Source organism: Paraburkholderia sp. GAS448 (genome assembly GCF_050435685.1).
Classification (GTDB): domain Bacteria; phylum Pseudomonadota; class Gammaproteobacteria; order Burkholderiales; family Burkholderiaceae; genus Paraburkholderia.
Window position 1 is genome coordinate 766,334 of sequence record NZ_JBNDKT010000001.1, and the last position, 21,351, is coordinate 787,684.

General features: G+C 61.9%; 19 protein-coding genes and 1 tRNA gene. 12 read left to right on the top strand and 8 right to left on the bottom strand.

The window, feature by feature from the left end; all coding sequences use genetic code 11:
- Window positions 1-203 precede the first annotated feature (203 nt).
- The 4 genes from P3T23_RS03555 (at window position 204) to folE2 (ending at window position 4,326) form a co-directional block, all read left to right on the top strand.
- On the top strand, window positions 204-512 hold the full coding sequence (locus tag P3T23_RS03555) for an exodeoxyribonuclease VII small subunit (protein WP_429314792.1): 309 nt from the start codon (window positions 204-206) through the stop codon (window positions 510-512).
- Window positions 509-1,390, top strand: a complete 882-nt coding sequence (locus tag P3T23_RS03560; protein ID WP_429314793.1) for a polyprenyl synthetase family protein — start codon at window positions 509-511, stop codon at window positions 1,388-1,390. The genes P3T23_RS03555 and P3T23_RS03560 overlap by 4 nt, the downstream gene beginning before the upstream one ends.
- 87 nt (window positions 1,391-1,477) lie before the next feature.
- Window positions 1,478-3,385: a 1-deoxy-D-xylulose-5-phosphate synthase gene (gene dxs / locus P3T23_RS03565; protein WP_429314794.1), complete on the top strand. Its 1,908-nt coding sequence runs from the start codon at window positions 1,478-1,480 to the stop codon at window positions 3,383-3,385.
- Window positions 3,386-3,516: 131 nt separating this feature from the next.
- Entirely contained in the window at window positions 3,517-4,326 is an 810-nt protein-coding gene (gene folE2 / locus P3T23_RS03570) for a GTP cyclohydrolase FolE2 (protein ID WP_429314795.1), read from the top strand.
- A 77-nt stretch (window positions 4,327-4,403) separates the two neighbouring features.
- On the opposite strand, the gene tsaD is transcribed toward folE2, so the two are convergent.
- Window positions 4,404-5,429, bottom strand: a complete 1,026-nt coding sequence (tsaD, locus tag P3T23_RS03575; RefSeq protein ID WP_429314796.1) for a tRNA (adenosine(37)-N6)-threonylcarbamoyltransferase complex transferase subunit TsaD — start codon at window positions 5,427-5,429, stop codon at window positions 4,404-4,406.
- 101 nt (window positions 5,430-5,530) lie between these two features.
- Here tsaD and P3T23_RS03580 point away from each other — a divergent pair, with 101 nt between their 5' ends.
- The 6 genes from P3T23_RS03580 (at window position 5,531) to P3T23_RS03605 (ending at window position 12,391) form a co-directional block, all read left to right on the top strand.
- Entirely contained in the window at window positions 5,531-6,748 is a 1,218-nt protein-coding gene (locus tag P3T23_RS03580) for an NAD(P)/FAD-dependent oxidoreductase (RefSeq protein ID WP_429314797.1), read from the top strand.
- Window positions 6,749-6,817: 69 nt separating this feature from the next.
- Window positions 6,818-7,030, top strand: a complete 213-nt coding sequence (rpsU, locus tag P3T23_RS03585) for a 30S ribosomal protein S21 (RefSeq protein WP_429314798.1) — start codon at window positions 6,818-6,820, stop codon at window positions 7,028-7,030.
- A 259-nt stretch (window positions 7,031-7,289) separates the two neighbouring features.
- Entirely contained in the window at window positions 7,290-7,736 is a 447-nt protein-coding gene (locus P3T23_RS03590; RefSeq protein WP_429314799.1) for a GatB/YqeY domain-containing protein, read from the top strand.
- A 78-nt stretch (window positions 7,737-7,814) separates the two neighbouring features.
- On the top strand, window positions 7,815-9,692 hold the full coding sequence (dnaG, locus tag P3T23_RS03595; protein ID WP_429314800.1) for a DNA primase: 1,878 nt from the start codon (window positions 7,815-7,817) through the stop codon (window positions 9,690-9,692).
- Between the two features lie 79 nt (window positions 9,693-9,771).
- Window positions 9,772-12,162, top strand: a complete 2,391-nt coding sequence (rpoD, locus tag P3T23_RS03600) for an RNA polymerase sigma factor RpoD (protein ID WP_429314801.1) — start codon at window positions 9,772-9,774, stop codon at window positions 12,160-12,162.
- A 141-nt stretch (window positions 12,163-12,303) separates the two neighbouring features.
- Window positions 12,304-12,391, top strand: a tRNA-Ile gene (locus P3T23_RS03605).
- A 78-nt stretch (window positions 12,392-12,469) separates the two neighbouring features.
- Here the strand turns inward: P3T23_RS03605 and P3T23_RS03610 are convergent.
- The 4 genes from P3T23_RS03610 to P3T23_RS03625 all read right to left on the bottom strand — a co-directional run bounded on the left by P3T23_RS03610 (window position 12,470) and on the right by P3T23_RS03625 (window position 15,437).
- Window positions 12,470-13,471, bottom strand: coding sequence for a tyrosine-type recombinase/integrase (locus tag P3T23_RS03610; RefSeq protein WP_429314802.1), 1,002 nt, complete (start codon window positions 13,469-13,471; stop codon window positions 12,470-12,472).
- Between the two features lie 224 nt (window positions 13,472-13,695).
- Complete coding sequence (locus P3T23_RS03615) at window positions 13,696-14,223, bottom strand: DUF1643 domain-containing protein (protein WP_429314803.1); 528 nt, start codon at window positions 14,221-14,223, stop codon at window positions 13,696-13,698.
- 215 nt (window positions 14,224-14,438) lie between these two features.
- Window positions 14,439-14,870, bottom strand: a complete 432-nt coding sequence (locus tag P3T23_RS03620; protein ID WP_429314804.1) for an antirestriction protein — start codon at window positions 14,868-14,870, stop codon at window positions 14,439-14,441.
- Window positions 14,871-15,005: 135 nt separating this feature from the next.
- Window positions 15,006-15,437, bottom strand: coding sequence for a DUF6573 family protein (locus P3T23_RS03625; protein WP_429314805.1), 432 nt, complete (start codon window positions 15,435-15,437; stop codon window positions 15,006-15,008).
- Between the two features lie 115 nt (window positions 15,438-15,552).
- On the opposite strand from P3T23_RS03625, the gene istA reads away from it, so the two are divergent.
- Both istA and istB read left to right on the top strand, forming a co-directional pair.
- Window positions 15,553-17,055 (top strand): IS21 family transposase, encoded by a 1,503-nt coding sequence (istA, locus tag P3T23_RS03630; RefSeq protein WP_429314806.1) that lies wholly within the window; start codon window positions 15,553-15,555, stop codon window positions 17,053-17,055.
- A complete protein-coding gene (gene istB / locus P3T23_RS03635; protein ID WP_429314807.1) occupies window positions 17,052-17,876 on the top strand; it encodes an IS21-like element helper ATPase IstB in 825 nt (274 codons plus the stop codon). The genes istA and istB overlap by 4 nt, the downstream gene beginning before the upstream one ends.
- 310 nt (window positions 17,877-18,186) lie before the next feature.
- On the opposite strand, the gene P3T23_RS03640 is transcribed toward istB, so the two are convergent.
- From P3T23_RS03640 to P3T23_RS03650, 3 genes are all read right to left on the bottom strand, one after another.
- Window positions 18,187-18,627, bottom strand: coding sequence for a DUF6573 family protein (locus P3T23_RS03640; RefSeq protein WP_429314808.1), 441 nt, complete (start codon window positions 18,625-18,627; stop codon window positions 18,187-18,189).
- Between the two features lie 152 nt (window positions 18,628-18,779).
- On the bottom strand, window positions 18,780-19,247 hold the full coding sequence (locus P3T23_RS03645; RefSeq protein WP_429314809.1) for a hypothetical protein: 468 nt from the start codon (window positions 19,245-19,247) through the stop codon (window positions 18,780-18,782).
- A gap of 873 nt (window positions 19,248-20,120) precedes the next feature.
- Entirely contained in the window at window positions 20,121-20,867 is a 747-nt protein-coding gene (locus P3T23_RS03650) for a DUF3577 domain-containing protein (protein ID WP_429314810.1), read from the bottom strand.
- Between the last annotated feature and the right edge of the window lie 484 nt (window positions 20,868-21,351).

Here is a 21,351-nt window from a genome sequence, read left to right on the forward strand (position 1 = left end):
ATACCCGTTTCCCCCTGCTTGGGGCGCTTAAGTGCCTGATTTGGGTCAAAATTGTTGCGAAAGTTCGCGTTTTGCGGGCGGAGTCGACAGCTTTCTTTCTGGCGGGTGCAAGCTGGCGGATAGTGAAGGTAAGTCCACTGGCGGGTCGGGAATTGCGCTTTTGCCGTAGAATGTCCGACTTGTTTTAATTTTGCGACGACCTCATGGCGAAGACCGCATCGAAGGATACCGCTGCCGTACCCGGGCAGGACGCCGCTGGTGTGCCCCTGCCGGAAAACTACGAGGCGGCGGTCGCGGAACTGGAAGGCCTTGTCGGGCGCATGGAAGGCGGCAGTCTGAGCCTCGAGGAATCGCTGTCGGCCTACCGGCGCGGCGCGGCTCTCGTGGCTTTCTGCCAGCAACAACTGGAAAAAGTCGAGCAGCAGGTGCGCGTACTCGATGGTGAGACGCTCAAGCCGCTGCCGACAAATGCCGCAGGCACAGCCGCTGGGGAGAGCGGAGACGACCTATGACTTTCGAACAATGGATGCGATCGGTGCTCGATCGCGTCGAGACGGCACTCGAAAACTATTTGCCGGCGCAGACGACCGAACCCGCGCAGCTCCATGAGGCGATGCGTTATGCCGTGCTCGGCGGTGGCAAGCGGGTGCGCCCGTTGCTGGTCCATGCGGCGGGTGAGTTGACGGGCGCGCGCGCGGAATGTCTGGACGCGGCTGCGGCTGCGCTGGAGATGATCCACGTCTATTCGCTCGTGCACGACGACATGCCCTGCATGGACGACGATGCGCTGCGGCGCGGCAAGCCGACGGTACACGTCAAGTACGACGAACCGACGGCGCTGCTGGTTGGTGATGCGTTGCAGTCGCAGGCTTTCGTCACGCTGACGTCGGATGTGCTGGCCCCCGCTCGGCAAGCCGCGCTCGTGCGTGAGCTGGCGATGGCGAGTGGCTCAATCGGTATGGCGGGCGGCCAGGCGATCGATCTGGCGAGCGTCGGCCACACGCTGACGCGGCCGCAACTGGAAACGATGCACCGGATGAAGACCGGCGCGTTGCTGCGTGCTTCGGTACGCATGGGCGCGCTGGCAGGCGAAACACCGACGGATGACGCGATGAAGTCGCTCGACGCGTATGCCGCTGCCGTGGGCCTCGCGTTTCAGGTCGTCGACGATATTCTCGATGTGACGACCGATTCCGCCACGCTCGGCAAAACCGCAGGCAAGGACGCGAAGGACGGCAAGCCGACCTACGTGTCCATCATTGGGCTCGAGGCGTCGCGTGCACTGGCTGCACAGCTGCGCACGGACGCACACAACGCGCTCGCGCCTTTTGGCGCGCGTGCGCAGCGTCTGGCAGAGCTTGCTGACCTGGTTGTAGACCGGGTTAGTTGAACGCGAAAGCCCGCCGCCGTGCACGATTCACAAGGGGTGTGCGCGAATGAAGTGCGGGCGCGTAAGTTTTCCTACAATGGAACGACGATGTACGACTTGCTGAAAACCATCGACGACCCGGCGGCCCTGCGCCGCCTCGATCGCCGCCAATTGCAACCGCTCGCTGACGAGTTGCGTGCCTTCGTGCTCGACAGCGTGTCGCAGACGGGCGGCCACCTGTCGTCCAATCTCGGGACGGTCGAACTGACCATCGCGCTGCACTACGTGTTCGACACGCCGCGCGACCGGATCGTCTGGGATGTCGGCCATCAGACCTATCCGCACAAGATCCTCACGGGCCGTCGCGACCAGATGCATACGCTGCGTCAGTACGGCGGCATCTCCGGCTTCCCGCGCCGCGACGAGTCGGAGTACGACACGTTTGGCACCGCCCACTCCAGCACGTCGATTTCCGCGGCGCTCGGCATGGCGATCGCGAGCAAGCTGCAGGGTGAGAACCGCATGGGCATCGCCGTGATCGGCGATGGCGCGATGACCGCCGGCATGGCTTTCGAAGCGATGAACAACGCGGGCGTCGAAGATGACGTGCCGCTGCTCGTCATCCTCAACGACAACGATATGTCGATTTCGCCGCCGGTTGGCGCGCTGAATCGACATCTGGCGCGCCTGATGTCGGGTCGCTTCTACGCCGCCGCGCGTGCGGGCGTCGAACGCGTGCTGCGCGTCGCGCCGCCGATGCTCGACCTCGCCCGCAAGCTCGAAGAGCACGCCAAGGGCATGATCGTGCCGGCCACGCTCTTCGAAGAGTTCGGCTTCAACTACATCGGGCCGATCGACGGTCACGATCTCGACTCGCTGATCCCGACGCTGCAGAACATCAAGGAACTGCGGGGTCCGCAATTCCTGCACGTCGTGACGAGGAAGGGGCAAGGCTACAAGCTGGCCGAAGCCGATCCGGTGCTGTACCACGGCCCGGGCAAGTTCAATCCGGCCGAAGGCATCAAGCCGTCGACGGCGCCCAGCAAGAAGACCTACACGCAGGTGTTTGGCGAATGGCTGTGCGATGCGGCGGAACTGGACGCGCGCGTGGTCGGCATTACACCGGCGATGCGCGAAGGCTCGGGCATGGTCGAGTTCGAGAAGCGCTTCCCGGACCGCTACTTCGACGTGGGTATTGCAGAGCAGCACGCGGTGACTTTCGCCGGCGGTCTGGCGGCCGACGGCATGAAGCCGGTCGTCGCCATCTACTCGACGTTCCTGCAACGCGCCTATGACCAGCTGATCCACGACGTGGCGCTGCAGAACCTGCCCGTTGTGTTCGCAATCGATCGCGCGGGTCTGGTCGGCGCTGACGGCGCGACGCACGCGGGCGCGTACGATCTCGCGTTCATGCGCTGCATCCCGAACATGACGGTGATGGCCGCATCGGACGAAAACGAGTGCCGTCAGATGCTCTATACGGCGCTGCAACAGCCGAATCCGACGGCAGTGCGTTACCCGCGCGGTGCGGGCACTGGGGTCGCGACGGTCAAGCAGATGGCCGCAATTCCGCTCGGCAAGGGCGAAATCCGCCGCGAAACATCGCAACCGGTTGGCAAGCGCATCGCGATCCTCGCGTTTGGTACGATGGTTGCGCCGTCGCTCGCCGCTGCTGAGCAACTGGACGCCACGGTGGCGAACATGCGTTTCGTGAAGCCGCTTGACGAGGAACTCGTCCGCAAGCTGGCGGAAACGCACGATGCGCTCGTCACGGTTGAAGAAGGCTGCGTGATGGGCGGCGCGGGTTCGGCGTGCGTCGAATCCCTGCTGGCGAGTGGGGTTATTAAGCCCGTACTACAATTGGGTCTTCCCGATCGCTTCATAGACCATGGCGACCCCGCCAAGCTTCTCGCGCAGTGTGGTCTGGACGGCGCTGGAATCGCGAAGTCCATTCGCGAGCGCTTCGTGGATCAAGCTGCCGGCGCAGCAGGCAAGTCGGTCAAGCGCGTCGCGTGATGCTGTTGCCATCCTGAGGATGGCAACTCTCCAATTTGAATGAAGGGTCTTCGGGCCCGTCAGGCAGCGCCGGCGTGAGCCGGCGCTTGCGGTTGTGCGCATCGTCCGGCGCAACCAGTAAGGATAACAAGATGAATCAGATGAATCCCGCCTTTGTGATGCCCGACGTGCAAAGCACGCCCGATACGCGTCAGATCCCGATCCAGCGCGTCGGCGTGAAGGCGGTGCGGCATCCGTTGACGGTTCGTACCGGTGACGGCGAAGTGCAGCCCACGATCGGCACCTGGAACCTGGACGTTCATCTGCCCGCGGACCAGAAGGGCACGCACATGTCGCGTTTCGTTGCCTTGCTCGAAGAGAACAAGGCGCCGCTCGAACCTGCCACGGTCCGCAAGATGCTGGCTTCGATGCTCGAAAAGCTCGAAGCGCAAGCCGGCCGCATCGAGGTCTCGTTTCCGTATTTCGTGAACAAGACGGCGCCGGTGTCGGGTGTGCAGAGTCTGCTCGACTACGAGGTCACGTTGACGGGCGATACGCGCAACGGCGCGACCCGCGTATTCCTGAAGGTGCTGGTGCCGGTAACGAGCCTGTGCCCCTGCTCGAAGAAGATCTCGCAATACGGCGCTCACAATCAGCGTTCGCACGTCACGATCAACGCCGAACTGGCCGACGACGTGCCGGTTGAAGACCTGATCCGCATCGCTGAAGAAGAAGCCTCTTGCGAACTGTGGGGTCTGTTGAAGCGCCCGGACGAGAAGTTCGTCACCGAGCGCGCGTACGAAAATCCGAAGTTCGTCGAGGATCTCGTGCGCGATGTCGCGCAGCGTCTGAATGAGGATGCGCGAATCGTCGCATATGTGCTCGAGGCTGAGAACTTCGAATCGATCCACAATCACAGCGCCTACGCCGTGATCGAACACGACAGGCGTCTGGCGCAATAAGCGCCATATGCTTCGCAGGAAAACAAACGGCCGCTGATGCGGCCGTTGCTGTTTTTACCGTGCGAAGGTGCTGCGCTTCATCGTGCCAACGAAGAAAGATCCCAGCGCGGCTTGACCGTGAATGCGTAGTCCTTGCCGGCCTGCTCGGGCCAGCGCTGCAGCCGCAGTGCGCCGGCGAGCGCGATCATCGCGCCGTTGTCGGTGCATAGAGACAGGTCGGGATAGTGGACGTCGAAGCCCCGTTTTTCTGCTGCGGCGGAAAGCGCTTCGCGCAGTTGCCGGTTCGCGCCAACACCGCCCGCCACCACGAGACGTTTGAGTTTCGTCTGCTTGAGCGCCGCCAGCGATTTGGCTGCGAGCACGTCGACAGCCGCATCGACGAAGCCACGAGCAAGATCGGCTTTCGCCTGTTCGCAAACGTTTGAACCGAGCTTCTTCACCTGCGTGAGTACGGCCGTCTTCAAGCCGCTGAAGCTGAAATCGAGGTCGCCGGAATGCAGCATCGGACGCGGCAGCGATACCGCGCCGGGGGTGCCGAATTCGGCCAGTCGCGACACTTCCGGGCCGCCCGGATAGCCGAGGCCGAGCAGTTTGGCGGTTTTGTCGAAGGCTTCGCCGGCGGCGTCGTCAAGGGTCTCGCCGAGCGTTTCGTACACGCCGACATCTGTGACACGCATCAACTGGGTGTGGCCGCCCGACACGAGCAACGCGACAAACGGAAACGGTGGCGGCTCATCGACGAGGAGCGGCGACAGCAGATGCCCTTCGAGGTGATGGATGCCGATCGTGGGTTTGTCCCACGCCATCGCGAGCGAGTTGGCAATGCTTGCGCCAACCAGCAGCGCGCCTGCGAGTCCCGGACCTTGCGTATAGGCGATCGCGTCGATCGCCGTGCGCGCGGTGCCGGCCCGCTCCAGCACTTCTTCAAGCAGCGGCAGTGCACGACGGATGTGGTCGCGTGACGCCAGCTCCGGCACTACGCCACCGTACTCGCGATGCATGGCGATCTGCGAATGCAACGCGTGCGCGAGCAGGCCGCGCTCCGTGTCGTAGAGCGCGAGACCGGTTTCGTCGCAAGAGCTTTCGATGCCGAGAATGAGCATGATCCGGGAGGCTGGACGGACGCCTTCGAGGCATCCGAAAGGTAAAGGCAAGCTTGAAAGTATAGCAGTGCGGCCTTGGGGCCGCAGGTACAATGCCCGCCATGGAATCCTTCGATATTGCGGTCATCGGCGCGGGCGCGGCCGGGATGATGTGCGCGGCAGTGGCGGGCCAGCTTGGCCGGCGCGTCGTGCTGATCGATCACGCGCCTCGTCTGGCCGAAAAAATCCGCATTTCCGGCGGCGGCCGCTGCAATTTCACGAACCTGTACGCCGGGCCGGCCAATTTCCTGTCGGCGAATCCGCATTTCTGCCGCTCGGCACTCGCGCGCTATACGCCGCGCGATTTCATGGCGCTGCTCAAACGCTATCGTGTGACATGGCACGAGAAGCACAAGGGGCAGCTATTCTGCGACCAGTCGAGCGAGGCCGTCATCGACGTGCTCAAGAGCGAGTGCGACGCCGGCGGCGTCACATGGCGCCGGCCGCTGGTGGTCGAAGAGGTGAGGCGCGAAGCCACCGACGGATTCACCCTCGAAAGCCATGCCGGTCCGATCCGGGCGCGCGCCCTTGTGGTGGCGACGGGGGGATTGTCGATTCCGAAGATCGGCGCGACCGACTTCGCCTATCGCACGGCGAAGCAGTTCGGCCACAAGCTGATCGACACGCGTCCGGCGCTTGTGCCGCTGACTTTCGCCGCTGACGACTGGGCGCCGTTCTCGGCGCTCTCGGGCGTGTCGCTCGAAGTCCAGTTGGCGACCGGGAACAAAAAGACCGGTGGTGCGTTTGTCGAAGATCTGCTGCTCACCCATCGTGGACTGTCGGGACCGGGCGTGCTGCAGATTTCGAGCTACTGGCATCCAGGCGAGCCGATTCACGTGAACCTGCTGCCGGAACGGGACGCCGCGACCGCGCTGCTGGAAGCCAAAACCGGCACCCGGCGACAGATCGCGAACCTGCTGGCCGAATGGGTGCCGACGCGGCTCGCGCACGTCTGGCTGGAGACACATGCCATTCCGGCCGAGGCGCGCGTCGCGGATCTGCCCGACAAAACCCTGCGCAAGATCGGTGAGGCGTTGTCGCGCTGGTCGCTCACCCCAAACGGAACCGAAGGCTACCGTAAGGCCGAGGTGACGCGCGGGGGGATCGACACGCGTGAGCTGTCGTCTTCGACGATGATGAGTGCCCGTGTGCCGGGGCTGTATTTCATCGGCGAAGCCGTCGACGTAACCGGCTGGCTAGGCGGCTACAACTTCCAGTGGGCGTGGGCATCGGGCGTGGCGGCCGGACAGGGGGCGGCGGATTACGTGCTTGGGGCTTGACGGCGCCGTGCCTTTGTGCGAAACGTCTGCTATACTCCCCAACCTTTACAAAGTTCCCGTTGTTGAAAAATGACGATCATCCGCGTAAAAGAAAATGAGCCCTTTGAAGTTGCGATGCGCCGGTTCAAGCGCACGGTCGAAAAAAACGGCCTCCTGACCGAACTTCGCGCGCGCGAATTTTACGAAAAGCCAACGGCCGAACGGAAGAGGAAGAAGGCAGCAGCGGTGAAACGCCATTTCAAGCGCCTGCGCAGCCAGCAACTGCCAAAGAAGTTTTACTGATTCTGGCGTCGTCGCTACTTCTTGCGGAGCGGCGGCAACCCAACAGGTGATGGCATCCAGTATTCGATGCCACCATACGCGGAAAAACCTGGCCTGCGAGGCCATCCCCGGTGAGGCCGCATCCATTACGCGAATCCGCGACGACCCGCTTGAGGAAAGTGTCCCAAGCGGGTTTTTGTCTTGAGGCGCGTGCCTTGCCGGATGGTTTTCAGAGCCTGTTTCGTCAGGCTTGTTCAAATTCAACGCATTCGGGTGAGTGATGAGTCTCAAGGATCAGATCAACGACGACATGAAAGCGGCCATGCGGGCGCGCGAGACCGAACGTCTCGGCACGATCCGCCTGCTGCTCGCCGCAATCAAGCAGCGCGAAGTCGATGAGCGCGTGACGCTCGACGATGCCGCCGTGACGGCCGTCATCGACAAGATGATCAAGCAGCGCAAGGACTCGATCAGCCAGTTCGAAGTGGCTGGTCGCAATGACCTCGTCGAAAAGGAAGCCGCCGAACTGGCTGTCCTGAGCGCCTACATGCCGCAACAGCTGTCCGAAGCGGAAATCGCGGCGGAAGTGCAGGCCGCGGTTGCGCAGACGGGTGCTGCTGGTCCGCAGGACATGGGCAAGGTCATGGGTGTACTGAAGCCGAAGCTCGCTGGCCGTGCCGACATGACGGCTGTGTCCGGGCTCGTCAAGGCAGCACTCGCGAAGTAACTCCCTTATCAGGAAGCGGCCGGCCCGCACATTGGCGGGACGTGCGGTTTCCGTGTATTCAAGGCTGCGCCCCCCACTGTGATTCCGCATTCGTTCCTGCAGGATCTGCTGAACCGCGTCGATATCGTCGACGTGGTTGGCCGCTATGTGCAGTTGAAAAAGGGCGGCGCGAACTTCATGGGGCTCTGCCCGTTTCACAACGAAAAGAGCCCTTCGTTCACCGTTAGTCCGACTAAGCAGTTCTATCACTGCTTCGGCTGCGGCGCGCATGGAACCGCGATCGGTTTTCTGATCGAGCATGCAGGTCTGACATTTCCCGAGGCAGTCAACGAGCTGGCGCAGTCGGTCGGTCTGACGGTGCCGCAGGAGCCATCGCCGATGCGCGGCGGCGGTGCGGGCGGCGGTGGCGAAGGTTACGCGCCGGCCGTGTCCAGGGCCGTCACGACCGCACTCTCCGATGTGATGCAGACTGCGTGCGACTTTTATCGCAAGCAGTTGCGAGGTGCGACGGACGCGATTCAGTATCTGAAGAAGCGTGGCCTCACGGGCGAGATCGCCGCGCGTTTCGGACTCGGCTATGCGCCCGATGGCTGGCAGAACCTCGAAGCCGCGTTCCCCAACTATCGGGACGACGCACTGGTCGAATCGGGGCTCGTTATTGTCAGCGAAAAATCGGACGCTCAGGGTCAGAACCGCCGCTACGACCGGTTCCGCGAGCGGATCATGTTCCCGATTCGCAATATGAAAGGGCAAGTAATCGGTTTCGGCGGCCGTGTCCTCGATGGCGGCGAGCCAAAGTATTTGAATTCCCCGGAAACGCCGCTATTTAACAAGGGCAGTGAGTTGTACGGGCTGTTCGAGGCACGCCTCGCGATTCGCGAACAGCGTGGCGTTCTGGTGGTCGAAGGCTACATGGATGTGGTCGCGCTGGCGCAACTGGGGTTCCAGAACGCGGTGGCGACCCTCGGCACGGCCTGCACACCGATTCATGTGCAGAAACTGATGCGCCAGACGGATACGGTGATTTTCAGCTTCGACGGCGATTCGGCCGGCCGCCGCGCCGCGAGGCGCGCCCTGGACGCCTGTCTGCCGCACGCGGCGGACAACCGGACCATCCGCTTCCTGTTCCTGCCGACGGAGCACGATCCGGATAGCTACGTGCGCGAATTCGGCCCGGATGCGTTCGCTGAGCAGGTCGAGCGGGCGATGCCGCTGTCGCAGTTCATGCTGAACGAGGTGCTGAGCGGCAAGGAACTGGATCAGCCGGAAGGCCGGGCGCGTGCGCTCTTTGACGCCAAGCCGCTGCTGCAGGCGCTGCCCGCCAATGCGTTGCGCGCCCAGATCATGCATATGTTTGCCGACCGGCTCGATGTGCCGTTCGACGAGGTGGCCGCGCTCTGCGAGGTCGACGCCCGGATTGCCGCGGCGTCCCGCGCCGCGCCGCCGCGCAAGGACCGGCGCAGCGTGACGGGAATCGAGCAGCGGGCGCTGCGCAACCTGGTGATGCATCCGCGCATCGTCAGCGTACTGGATGAGGACGCGGAACAGGCGCTGCTGACGGTTACCCGGCACGGTGAACTCTTCGAAGAAGTGACGACGCATGCGCGTGCACTGGGCGAGGCAGCCGAGTTTCAGTTGCTGTCGGACCTGCTCAGAAACGGCGCAAACGCCCCGACTTTCGAAGAAATTTTCCGCGATATTCTGGACTATGATGAAAACGTGAGGGATTTGCTGCTAAAGAATCCGGAGGACCAGACCGTCATCGAAGAGCGTCGCGAGCAGGAGCGGATCGTCGGTGAGGAACTGAAGGCCGCGATCCTCAGGATGAGTTACGACGCATGCTGTGACAGGCTTGAACAGCTGTCCCGGCAGTCAAGACATACGCCGGAAGAATTCACGGAACTGGCGAAGCTGAATCAGAAGCGGGCCGACATGAAACGTCAGCTCGGGCTGTAAGCAGGGAGGGGCTGAAAACCGGGGTGCTATAATAAAAGGTTTTCAGCGGTTTGTTTTCCAAGCAAGAGGGCGAATTGCGATGGTAAAGACTACAGGCGGAAAGAAGGCGGCAGGCACAGGCTCCAGGGAGCCGACCAGAACGGTTACGCAGGCCAGGTCCACTTCTTCCGCGAAAAAAGGGTCTGCCACGCGCGTCACGCCCCCCCCGAGGGGAAAGTCCTCGACCGTTTCTGCCGCGCGAGCGGCGCCGTCTCTGGCGAAAGCCTCAAAGGCCTCTCAGCCGGCAGCGAAGCGATCGGGTTCTAGAAGTGCAAGGGAAGCGGCTGCCGCCCAGGACGATGCGGTGGTACGCGAGACTCCAGTATCCACGGTTCAACCGGCTGTCGTCCAGCAGCCGCGAGTCGAGACTACAGCCGGTATGGCGAACTCCATGACGAAAAAGCTGAACGAAGTATCCGTCGATGACGACGCAGCCCAGAGCGAAGAAGCAACTCCGGTCGCTCCGGGAAAAGGCGAAAAGGCCAAGGCACGCGACCGCCGCGCGAAGGAAAAAGCGCTGCTGAAGGACGCTTTTGCCTCCTCGCAGCCGGGCACCGCTGAAGAGCTCGAAGAGCGTCGCTCGAAACTGCGCGCGCTGATCAAGCTGGGCAAGGAGCGGGGCTTCCTGACGTATGCCGAAATCAACGACCACCTCCCGGACAACTTTGCCGAGACCGAGGCGATCGAAGGCATCATCAGCACGTTCAACGACATGGGCGTGGCCGTCTACGAGCAGGCACCCGACGCCGAAACGCTGCTGCTGAACGACAACGCGCCGGCGGCTTCGTCGGACGACGAAGTTGAAGAAGAAGCGGAAGTGGCCCTCTCCACCGTCGACTCCGAATTCGGCCGCACGACCGACCCGGTCCGCATGTACATGCGTGAAATGGGCACCGTCGAGCTGCTGACGCGCGAAGGCGAAATCGAGATCGCGAAACGCATCGAAGACGGCCTCAAGCACATGGTGATGGCGATCTCCGCGTGCCCGACAACGATCGCCGACATCCTCGCGATGGCCGAGCGCGTCGCGAACGAGGAAATCCGTGTCGATGAGCTCGTCGACGGTCTGATCGATGCCAACGCGGAAGACGCAGATGGCTTCTCCGAGCAGGAAGCGGAAGCGATCGAGAACGAAGAAGAGGAAGTCGAAGAGGAAGAAGAGGAAGAAGACGACGACGACGGCACCGCGCAGGCGACCGCCAACGCGGCCCAGCTCGAAGCGCTCAAGCGCGCTGCGCTCGAAAAATTCGCGTCCATCAGCGAATGGTTCGACAAGATGCGTCGTGCGTTCGAGAAGGAAGGCTACAAGTCGAAGTCGTATCTGAAGGCTCAGGAAACGATCCAGAACGAGCTGATGACGATCCGCTTCACGGCACGTACCGTCGAGCGCCTGTGCGACACGCTGCGTGCGCAGGTGGATGAAGTACGTCAGGTCGAGCGGCAGATTCTGCATACGGTCGTCGACAAGTGCGGTATGCCGCGTGCTGAATTCATCGCCCGCTTCCCGGGCAATGAGACGGATCTCGAGTGGGCTGACCGGATCGTCGGCGAGAATCATCCGTATAGTGCGATCCTCACCCGTAACATTCCGGCGATCCGCGAACAGCAGCAACGTCTGCTGGATCTGCAGGCACGCGTTGTGTTGCCGCTGAAGGACCTGAAGGAAACCAACCGCCAGATGGCGGCCGGTGAACTGAAGGCGCGTCAGGCGAAGCGCGAGATGACCGAAGCGAACCTGCGTCTCGTGATCTCGATCGCGAAGAAGTACACGAACCGGGGCCTGCAGTTCCTGGATCTGATTCAGGAGGGCAACATCGGCCTGATGAAGGCCGTGGACAAGTTCGAATATCGCCGCGGCTACAAGTTCTCGACTTATGCGACGTGGTGGATCCGTCAGGCCATCACGCGTTCGATCGCGGACCAGGCGCGCACGATCCGGATTCCGGTTCACATGATCGAAACGATCAACAAGATGAACCGCATCTCGCGTCAGATCCTGCAGGAAACTGGTCTCGAGCCGGATCCGGCAACGCTCGCCGAAAAGATGGAGATGCCGGAAGACAAGATCCGCAAGATCATGAAGATCGCGAAGGAGCCGATCTCGATGGAAACGCCGATCGGTGACGACGACGATTCGCATCTGGGCGACTTCATCGAAGATACGAACACGGTCGCTCCGGCCGACGCCGCTCTGCACGCCAGCATGCGCGATGTCGTGAAGGACGTGCTCGACTCGTTGACGCCGCGCGAAGCTAAGGTGCTGCGTATGCGCTTTGGTATCGAGATGAGCACCGATCACACGCTGGAAGAAGTCGGCAAGCAGTTCGACGTGACGCGTGAACGGATCCGTCAGATCGAAGCAAAGGCGCTGCGCAAGCTGCGTCACCCGAGCCGCTCGGACAAGCTGAAGTCGTTCCTCGAGGGGAATTGATCGGGCGACGTGGCCGTTAGCGATTGAAGGGGCTTCGAGATCGTTTTGCTAGAGCAGGACGGTCCCAGAGGCCTCCTTTTTCGTGTACTATGTCGGCCAAATCAGCGAACGGGCCCGGCCTTCAGACCGGGTCTTTTTATTGGGCCGGACGCCGTGCTGGTTGCAGGCAGCGGACTCATAATCCGCCTCCGAAAGGACATCGTGGGTTCGACTCCCACCCGGCCCACCAATCTTGACAAGGGTTTCGGCGAATTGCCCTTGTCAGGATGAAATCAGGGGTGTGGACTTTTCTGCCCGAAACCTGATTTCAGGCACCCTGTTTCTTCTGTCCAATCTTTCCTACGGCATCTGCCAACCGCGCCGTCACAAGGTGCGAATAGCGCTTCGTCGACGCGACCGACTTGTGCCCCAGCACGCCGCCTACAGTGAACAGGTCGATGCCTGCGTTGATCATTTCCGACGCCGCCCCGTGTCTCAGGTCGTGGAATTTCGTGTCCGGATGACCGGCCGCCTCTCGCGCCTTGATCCATTCCATCTCGAACTGTTTCAACGTAACAGTGAAGTGTATCCGGCGCGCCAGCACGGCGATTCTCGGGTGGACCGGGACAATACGCGGCCGGCCATTCTTGGTGTCCTCCAGCGAGTAGCCGTACCGCGTCACTTTCGCCCGCAGGATTTCCCCGCGCCGCATCCCTGAATAAAACGCGATCCTTATCGCTGCACGCACCTCGCGGTTTTCGCATACCCGCGCGATCTCCAGCATTTCTCTGCGCTGCGGGTAATGGTGTCGCTCGTTTTTCACCGCGGGTATGACCAGCTGGGCCGTTTGGTCCGTTTCCAGTCGACCGACCTTGTGCGCGTATTTGATGGCGGCCCGCAGGTAAGCGAGTATGTTCCTTACCGATCCATCAGAAAGCTGCGGCTTGGGACGCCCGTGGTGGTCCCGCGCAGCTCTGAGATAGCCTACGAAATGCTTCGACCACTCGTGCAGGTCGGTCGCATCCTGGTTCGCATATTCCGGTGCCCACTTTTCAAGGATCTGTATCCTCTTTCGGGCGTCCTTCCAGTGCCGGCTCCTGTCGGCGACATGCGCTTGCACGCATTCGCCGATGGTCACAACGGGTTTTCTTGCGCCACTTGCGATCGCATAGATCTCGTGCTCCCATTTTCGCGCTAGTTCGTCCGCCTCCCTGGCAGAAATTCCCGCAGGGAGAAGCTTGGTTTTTCGAATGCTTCGATTGTCGATGACACGCTTGAACGACCAACGGTAGCGCTTGCGGCCGGCTTTGGTAATGGTGTCGATTGGCATGATGCGAGAAACCTGTAAAGCGACTCAAGTTCGTAGACGTGCGTTTTGTGACCGAGCTTGTAGCGCTGGATGATTTCGCCAGCACGGTCTATGCGGCTAATTGCGTATCGCGGCACGCCGAGAATTTCGGCGGCTTCCTTCGCGCTCACGCGCTTTCCGTTTGCAATGCCCATTTCCTACCTCATGCGTTGCGCCGATCTCAGGTTCTCCGTATGTAGCTTCGGTCATGCTGTGAGTGCGAATGGTTCTGGCCGCTTGTTCGCGGCGATATACAGCGGGTGTTTCGGGCTGCCGTCGATGTTCAGTCCGAGATGGAACAGCTTCCCGCTCATGTTGGTGATCCCGAGCAGGTGCAGCACGTCGGCCGCGCGCGTCGCCGCCGCTTCATGTGAGCCCCACGCACAGATAACCATCGACGCAAGGTCGACCGCTTCCAGGATTGCGCTGTTGGCCCGGCTACGCGGTCCAAGCGGGTCCGGATGCATAAGGAGCTCATCAGGGTGGGTCGCCCGCAGTGGGAACAGGTTGGCGACTTCAAGCCGGCCGAAGTTATCCGCGACGGCGCGTGCAAAGCACCGGGTGACAGTCGGGTCGTCGACGAGGTGATCGGCTGTTGACGGGTTCAGCATCACGAACGCCACCGTTGGACGTGAGGCGTTCCATTCGCGCCAGAGCCGGTACCGGTACGCGCCGCAGTCGCTTAATTGCGCGCCGCGCTCTCCAGCGAGGTCTGTGTCGGTCAGGCGTTTCATCGTTCCACCTCCCTTTCCTGTCGGCCAACGTTTGGCTCTATTTGCCTCTGACTACATGCATGTCCGTCGTATTACCAATGCCTGTCATACACCTGCGGCACGTCAAATCTTCCGTGCGCCGGCGCTGTGCACCGGGCAGTGTCTGTTCAGAAAGGCGCCCCTTGCGGGGCGCCCTGGGTCGAACGTAAGTGAATGAGCGGCGACAGCACGATCGGTCAGTCAATGGCGGCGAATATCGATGCCGCTTCCGCGTGCTGCGCAGCGAAGTCGCGCAACTGGTAGAACAGCTCACCGAAGTGCGCCACGCGGGTCTGGCAGGCAAGGGCACTGAACGCCATCAGACAGGCCACGATGCCGGCGGCGTCGCACGACATCTCGCCATCGAAGCCATTGCCCTCGTTGTGGATACGCAGTGGCTCCTCCAGGCGAGGGGCCATGTAGAAACCTCCGTTCGACAGTTCGAAGAAGTCCCACACGCCGCCTGAATAGGCGTCACAGACGGATTGCAGCGACTGGTACACCCACGCATCACCTGTCATGTGCTGCCGCCCGAAATAGCGCGGCAGCGTGTTCGTACGCTTTGATTCAGGGACACGCACGGCCTTGATGGTGGCGTTCGAGGTCAGGACTTCACGATCAGGTTGCATGATGTTCTCCAGCAAGAAAGCGCGGAGCATGCCCCCTGGCGGGGAGGCATCCCGCGACGGGTAAATAAAGCAGGTCAATGCAAGTGAATGGCAAGTGCGGGGCAAACAATCTCGCCGTTGCCGTTACAGATGTGGCTAGTCCTGATCGGGCAGCAGGATCGTGGCGACCGGCCGGTCAGTGGTTCCCGCATCGATGACCAGTTTCAGATGAACCTCGGCGGCCGGTGCTGCACTGGCGTCGTCAGGATCGAGGCGCGCACTGAAAAAGACCGTCCTGTCTTCGTGTCGATGCATGACTTCGGCGGCCGCCCCCCACAGAACGGACCACAGGCGTCTCGCCGTACACGCCGCAACGCACGATGGACACGGGTCGCGAATGGCATCGGGAGCGACGTCGGGCAGACCGGCGAGGCACAGGTGCAACGCCTCTTTCGAAATCGCCACAGGCGCCCTGAAGCCGGTCTCGCAGGCGAAGCGTGACAGGTCCACCAGGCTGCCGTCACGCAGACGTTGCTCGCGTGATGCCGGGGCGAAGCGGCGACAATTGTTCTGTCCAGTCGGCGACAACTATCTTGGCCGGTTGGTGAACGCGTAGGTGGCGTAGCCGCCGTAGCGTTCGCCAACCGGCGGCGGTCGGGTTGAGGGTTTTAGGATCGACGTCTTTGCAACTGCAGAGTGCGTCGTGCCAGGAACTCGAATAACAGACCGTCAGGTGCATCTGTATATGCAAGACCGCAAAACGCACACGCAAGAAGTCGCTGCCGCCAAAGCCGGCATCAGTGTTCGCAGCGCGCGCCGGATTGAATCGGCGCCAACTCTTCCCTCACAGAAACCCGAGCGCTCGTGGCGCACGCGCGCCGACCCGCTCGCCGACGTGTGGGACACAGAGATCAGGCCGCTGCTTGAGCGCGAACCCCGTCTCATGGGCATCACCTTGATGCGCCGTCTCCAGGAGGAGTATCCCGGTCAGTACCCGGATTCCATGTTACGTACCTTGCAGCGCCGTATCCGGATCTGGCGCGCGACCAGTGGGCCGCCACGTGAGATGTTCTTCGCACAGCAGCATGTGGCTGGCCAGATGGGCCTGTCTGACTTCACCGACGTTTCCCCGCTAGGCGTATCGATCGCCGGCGTGCCGTTTCCGCACATGCTGTATCACTTCGTGCTGGCGTTCTCCCGATGGGAGTACGCCGAGGTCAACGAGGGGGGCGAGAGTTTCGAGGCGCTGACCAGTGGCTTGCAAAGCGCTTTCTGGATGGCAGGTGGCGCTCCTCGTGAACATCGCACCGACAGCCTGTCGGCGGCCTATAAGAATCTGAATCCCGATGACGATTGGACTTCGCGCTACAGCGAGCTGCTCGATCACTATGGCATGGTGGGCACGCGCAACAATCGCGGAGTGAGCCACGAGAATGGCAGCGTCGAAGGCTCCCATCGGCATCTGAAGGACGAGCTCGATCAGGCCCTGCTGTTAAGGGGCTACCGCGACTTCGACAGCCGGACGGACTACGAGCGGTTTGTGCGCGATATCGTCCTGCGGCGTAACCGGCGGGTCAGCAAGGCGTTTCAGGTGGAGCGGGAGGCCTTGCGTGCGCTGCCGCCACGTCGCACCACCGACTACACAGAGGAAGACGCGCTGGTGACCCGCAACGGTACCTTTACGGTGCGCAACATCCTGTACAGCGCGCCTTCGCGCCTGATTGGTCATCGTCTGAAGGTGCGCCTTTACCGGGACCGGCTTGAGTGCTTCGTGGCTGGCACACGGGTTCTTGAAGTGCCACGCGGTCAACGCGATCCGGGAACGAGCCGGGGCCGCGTGATCGACTACCGGCACTTCATCGAGAATCTGCGTCGCAAACCGCAGGCATTTGCCGGTTATCAGTTCCGCGACGCGCTGTTTCCCCGTGAGGCCTATCGCCGGACCTGGGACGAGCTGAGCTTGCGTTTGCCGCAACGCCAGGCTTGCAAGACGATGGTTACGTTGCTCGACTTGGCTGCCCGCGACGGCGTCGAGGCCGTGCTGGCAAGCCGGCTGGAACAGATCCTGGCTGCCGGCGAGCTGCCCGATCCGATCGCCTTACGTACTGAACTGGCGCCGCCAGAACCTTCATGGCCTCAGGTGGTGGTGCAGATTCCGGATAGCCGCCTGTACGATTCGCTGCTGGCCAGACAGGTGGCAGCATGAACGCGCCCGCCACCGACCCGGCACGCCTGAGCCTGATGCTCGGCGAATTGCGCTTGCCGATGATCACCCGGCTATGGCCCGAGTTCGCCGAGCGCGCCGATAAGGAAGGCTGGCCAGCGACGAGATTGCTCTCGGCGCTGGTCGAGCACGAACTGGCGGACCGCTCGCGCCGGCGCATCGAGCGCCACCGTGCCGAGTCCCATCTGCCACCAGGCAAGACGCTGGACTGCTTCGACTTCAGCATGGTACCCATGCTCTCGAAGCCACATCTGCAAGCGCTCGCGGCAGGCGATGCGTGGCTGGAGAAAGGTGCCAACCTGTTGTTCTTCGGGCCACCCGGCGCGGGGAAGTCGCATGCCGCAGCAGGTCTCGGGCATGCGCTGATCGACGCCGGCTATCGCGTGTTCTTTACACGCGCCGATGAACTCGTGCAACGGCTGCAACTCGCACGGCAAAGCCTGCAACTGACATCGGCGATCAACAAGCTCGATCGATTCGACCTGTTGATCGTCGACGATATCTCTTACGTGCGCAAAGACCAGGCGGAAACCAGCGTCCTGTTCGAACTCATTGCGCAAAGGTATGAGCACCGGTCGGTCCTGATCACCGCGAATCAGCCGTTCTCCGGGTGGAACTCCGTGTTCCCCGATCCTGCGATGACCATCGCGGCGATCGACCGGCTCGTGCACCACGCCACCGTGTTCGAACTGAACGTCGAGAGCTACCGCCGCCGGACCGCACAGGCAAACGCTCTCGAGCGCGACAACTATGTGCCGCCACCCGACGCTCAGCGACAACTACCGGAGAACCCGTTCGATTGACGACAACTACCCGCGACAACTACGCCGACGCGGGTAACAAAAGACTTGAGGCAACGACTTGGGAGTCGACAACTATGCCCTAACAACCGGAGCAATTACCCCTCAACCGGCCAGAATAGTTGTCGCTGGGCGGACACAGTAGTTGACGCCGTACATCAGAGTCAGGTTGCATGATGTTCTCCAGCAAAAAAAGCGCGGAGGATGCCCCCTGGCGGGGATGCATCCCCACGACGGGTAAATAAAGCAGGTGCAACGCAAGTGAATGGCAAGTGCGGGGCAAATAATCTGGCCGTTGCCGTGGCAGATGTGGCTAGTCCTGATCGGGCAGCAGGATCGTGGCGACCGGCCGGTCAGTGGTTCCCGCATCGACGACCAGTTTCAGATGAACCTCGGAGGCCGGTGCTGCACTGGCGTCGTCAGGATCGAGGCGCGCACTGAAGAAGACCGCCTTGTCTTCGTGTCGATGCATGACTTCGGCGGCCGCCTCCCACAGAACGGACCACAGGCGTCTCGCCGCAACGCACGATGAACACGGACCGCGAATGACATCGGGAGTGACGTCTGGAAGACCGGCGAGGCACAGGTGCAATGCCTCTTTTGAAATCGCAACAGGCGCCCTGAAACCGGCCTCGCAGGCGAAGCGTGACAGGTCCACCAGGCTGCCGTCACGCAGGCGTTGCTCGCGAGATGCCGGGCGAAGCGCCGGTGACGGCGCAGCTGAAGCAGGGACTTCGTAGTAGTAGACGGACATGACATGCTCCTTGAATGGGTGAAGGGGCATGCGCATCCCCAGGAGGAATGCAATGCCCCAAGGGGTGAAATATCGGGATGGCCGGGGCGTCGTGCTGATGTGCGCGGTTGCCTATAAGGTCAACGGCGGGTCAACTGCAGATGACACGTGGCCTAACAGATGCGGAATCCACCGCACAGTTGAAGGAATTCGACGAATTCGCGGACGTTGTCCTCGTCGAACGGGTAGTGCGTCTCAAAATCGGGTACTTCGCCCTTGCCATCGCAGGCGTTACACAACAAGGGTCCGGGCCCGGTTGCAGGCGGCTCGGCGCGATGACCGGTGGCGCCGCACACCGTACACGGTTGATACGGCAAAGAGCGCAGCCGCTGGTGGTACAGCTCGGCGTATCGGTGCGTATGACCCGACCGGAGGGCAAGCTTTAGTCGCTCTGCAAGCGCGGTGGCCCCGTCATCGTCCAGACCCCAGCCATTGTTCGAATGACCGAGGTTGCCGGGTGGGATGATGTCGGCCGCAACCGTTTCGCAGTACTGCCAGAGCGGATGCCACCACCAGACGTTGTTGCGAAAATAGGTACCCCTGTCCGAACGGGGGGTGTTTCCAAAGACGTCCATGCCCATTTTGAAAACTCCAGAAAATGAGGAGACGCCTCCTGAGGGACGTATCCCCTCGGGGTGGAAAAACTGGATGATCAGATCGCTGGCCGCCTGGCGTCTGCCATTGAGCCCGATCTGAACCAGCCGGGTCAGAGAACATTCCGAATGCCGATCCAGCTGGCACGCAGCCGCGCAGAAACAACGCGCCGGAAAAAAACTGCAGATACTGCAGGCATGGTCACAGTGACGCCGCAACCTGACGGATCCGCAGCCGGCGGATCAACGGTAAAGCGTCCATGGGCAGGTGTCCGGACAGCAGGGCGCCTGCCAATGTCCCCTGGCCGCGGGCGCGCGACCAGGGGCGTTTAGCGCAGTGAGCGCAAACGGCACGGCGTTTCGAGGCCGCCGTCGGCCCGGGAGCTCAGGGGAATCGGTACACGAAGAGGGAAGCCACGGGTAGCCAGCTTGCCGCAGCGAGACAGGTGGTCGCGCTGGAGCAAGCTGACTGACGACGCAGCTCAGCACAGATCGCCCCGCGGTGGCCGGGGGCAGGGAAAGGAGAAGTCGCAGCCGGTTTCGCGGCTGCGACGGGCATCCTGTGACTCCTCAGGAGAGAAAAGCGCCAAGGCGCCTGAGGCAGGGATCAGGAAACCGCATGTTGATGCCGGCGAACCGGCATCGCACCTGGCCTTTTTAAAGCGGACGAACCAGGGATCGAGGCGTGTTTTAGAAGGGCGAACACGCAAACGCCCGAAAAACGGGAAAAATTAATCTAAATATAGAGGATACCGAATCAACTAGTTTTCTCCTGCTGCATGTGAAAACCCGACGGCCAAACACACGGAGTGACCTTGCGCAAAGCAGGGAGGCTGACAACAACGCGACAACAACCCGACGTCAACCTGCAGTGCCGGTCCGACGGACAGCGCGTCGCAGGAAGCCGGTCCCGCGTCGATACCCGGCAGGGTTTCCTGCGGGGCGTCGATCGCGGAAGCCATCCTGTTGACGTTCCGACCGCTGAACCTGTGTCACGTCGCGACTAGCGGCATGGCTTGCGGAGGCATCGGGTGTTTCGACTTCGGCGACCGGGTCGTCGAAGGCAGCATCATCCGTTGCCGGCGCATCCAGTTGCTGATGCCCGTCAGGCAAGACAACGTCGTCAGGGTGATCGACCGGATCTTCGGACGGGTCTTCGGCCTGGTCCTCGTGACGCTCGTCCTGCCGTTCGTCCTGGTACACGACCACGCCGTCGACCTTGATCCAGAAGACCTTGAGCAACCGGCCTTTCAGGACTGTGCCCATCTGGCCGGCACGGTCACCCTGCCTGATCTCATAGGTGCTGATGTAGTGATCACCGGCCCGAAAGCCGACCAGCACCTTGACGTCGTGGTCATTGGCGTCGTTCATCACCGACAGGATCGCATCCCTGGCCTTTTCGCCCGAGACGATCAGATCGAGATTCAGGTAGACGATCCCGTTCTGAACCTCGGGGTCTCCGTGGAACGCGGCAATCGAACAGGCCAGAAACGGCCTGGCCCGGGCGCGACCCTGCCCGGCCGAGGTCACTTCGCGCACGCGCGAGAGATAACCGAGGCCGGTCAGATGGAGGTCAAAGTACTTTCTGGGTTGCTCAGTCTGGTTCATGGCGATTCTCCTAAAGAAAAAGGGGAATCGCGGATCCCCGGTCGGGAATCGTTGATTCCCCAACCGGGCAGACAGGAAACTCCGGGTCTTTGTCAGACCTGCGGCCATCCAGACATGGGACGGAGCCAAGCCGCAAGGGCACTACAGTGCTGCAAAGGGCGCTGGATACGCTCCAGCGGGCGACATCAGTTTCCTATGATAGTCACCCGTCAAAGGAAATCAAGCCGGTCATCGGGTCGATTCCGATTCCGCGTGAAGCGCCGCACGGACCCGGAAGCGGGCAGACCGGTTATCGGCATGAGGTTGCGAGCCGGTGTGCCGGCACAGACTGAGGTGCCGGCGAGGCTGACCAGCTCACGACAGTGTCGCCGGCTCCGGCGGCATGATGTTCCGGTAACACGCCTTACCGCTTCTTACAATCGCGCGCGACGGCCGGGCACACGACGCGGCGTTTAAGGATGCAGGTGGGGCGACGTCGCCCACA

Coding starts and splice junctions, on each gene's coding strand:
- P3T23_RS03555 (WP_429314792.1), top strand. CDS start 204: ATGGCGAAGACCGCATCGAAGGATACCGCTGCCGTACCCGGGCAGGAC.
- P3T23_RS03560 (WP_429314793.1), top strand. CDS start 509: ATGACTTTCGAACAATGGATGCGATCGGTGCTCGATCGCGTCGAGACG.
- dxs (WP_429314794.1), top strand. CDS start 1,478: ATGTACGACTTGCTGAAAACCATCGACGACCCGGCGGCCCTGCGCCGC.
- folE2 (WP_429314795.1), top strand. CDS start 3,517: ATGAATCAGATGAATCCCGCCTTTGTGATGCCCGACGTGCAAAGCACG.
- tsaD (WP_429314796.1), bottom strand. CDS start 5,429: ATGCTCATTCTCGGCATCGAAAGCTCTTGCGACGAAACCGGTCTCGCG.
- P3T23_RS03580 (WP_429314797.1), top strand. CDS start 5,531: ATGGAATCCTTCGATATTGCGGTCATCGGCGCGGGCGCGGCCGGGATG.
- rpsU (WP_429314798.1), top strand. CDS start 6,818: ATGACGATCATCCGCGTAAAAGAAAATGAGCCCTTTGAAGTTGCGATG.
- P3T23_RS03590 (WP_429314799.1), top strand. CDS start 7,290: ATGAGTCTCAAGGATCAGATCAACGACGACATGAAAGCGGCCATGCGG.
- rpoD (WP_429314801.1), top strand. CDS start 9,772: ATGGTAAAGACTACAGGCGGAAAGAAGGCGGCAGGCACAGGCTCCAGG.
- P3T23_RS03610 (WP_429314802.1), bottom strand. CDS start 13,471: ATGCCAATCGACACCATTACCAAAGCCGGCCGCAAGCGCTACCGTTGG.
- P3T23_RS03615 (WP_429314803.1), bottom strand. CDS start 14,223: ATGAAACGCCTGACCGACACAGACCTCGCTGGAGAGCGCGGCGCGCAA.
- P3T23_RS03620 (WP_429314804.1), bottom strand. CDS start 14,870: ATGCAACCTGATCGTGAAGTCCTGACCTCGAACGCCACCATCAAGGCC.
- istB (WP_429314807.1), top strand. CDS start 17,052: ATGAACGCGCCCGCCACCGACCCGGCACGCCTGAGCCTGATGCTCGGC.
- P3T23_RS03640 (WP_429314808.1), bottom strand. CDS start 18,627: ATGTCCGTCTACTACTACGAAGTCCCTGCTTCAGCTGCGCCGTCACCG.
- P3T23_RS03645 (WP_429314809.1), bottom strand. CDS start 19,247: ATGGGCATGGACGTCTTTGGAAACACCCCCCGTTCGGACAGGGGTACC.
- P3T23_RS03650 (WP_429314810.1), bottom strand. CDS start 20,867: ATGAACCAGACTGAGCAACCCAGAAAGTACTTTGACCTCCATCTGACC.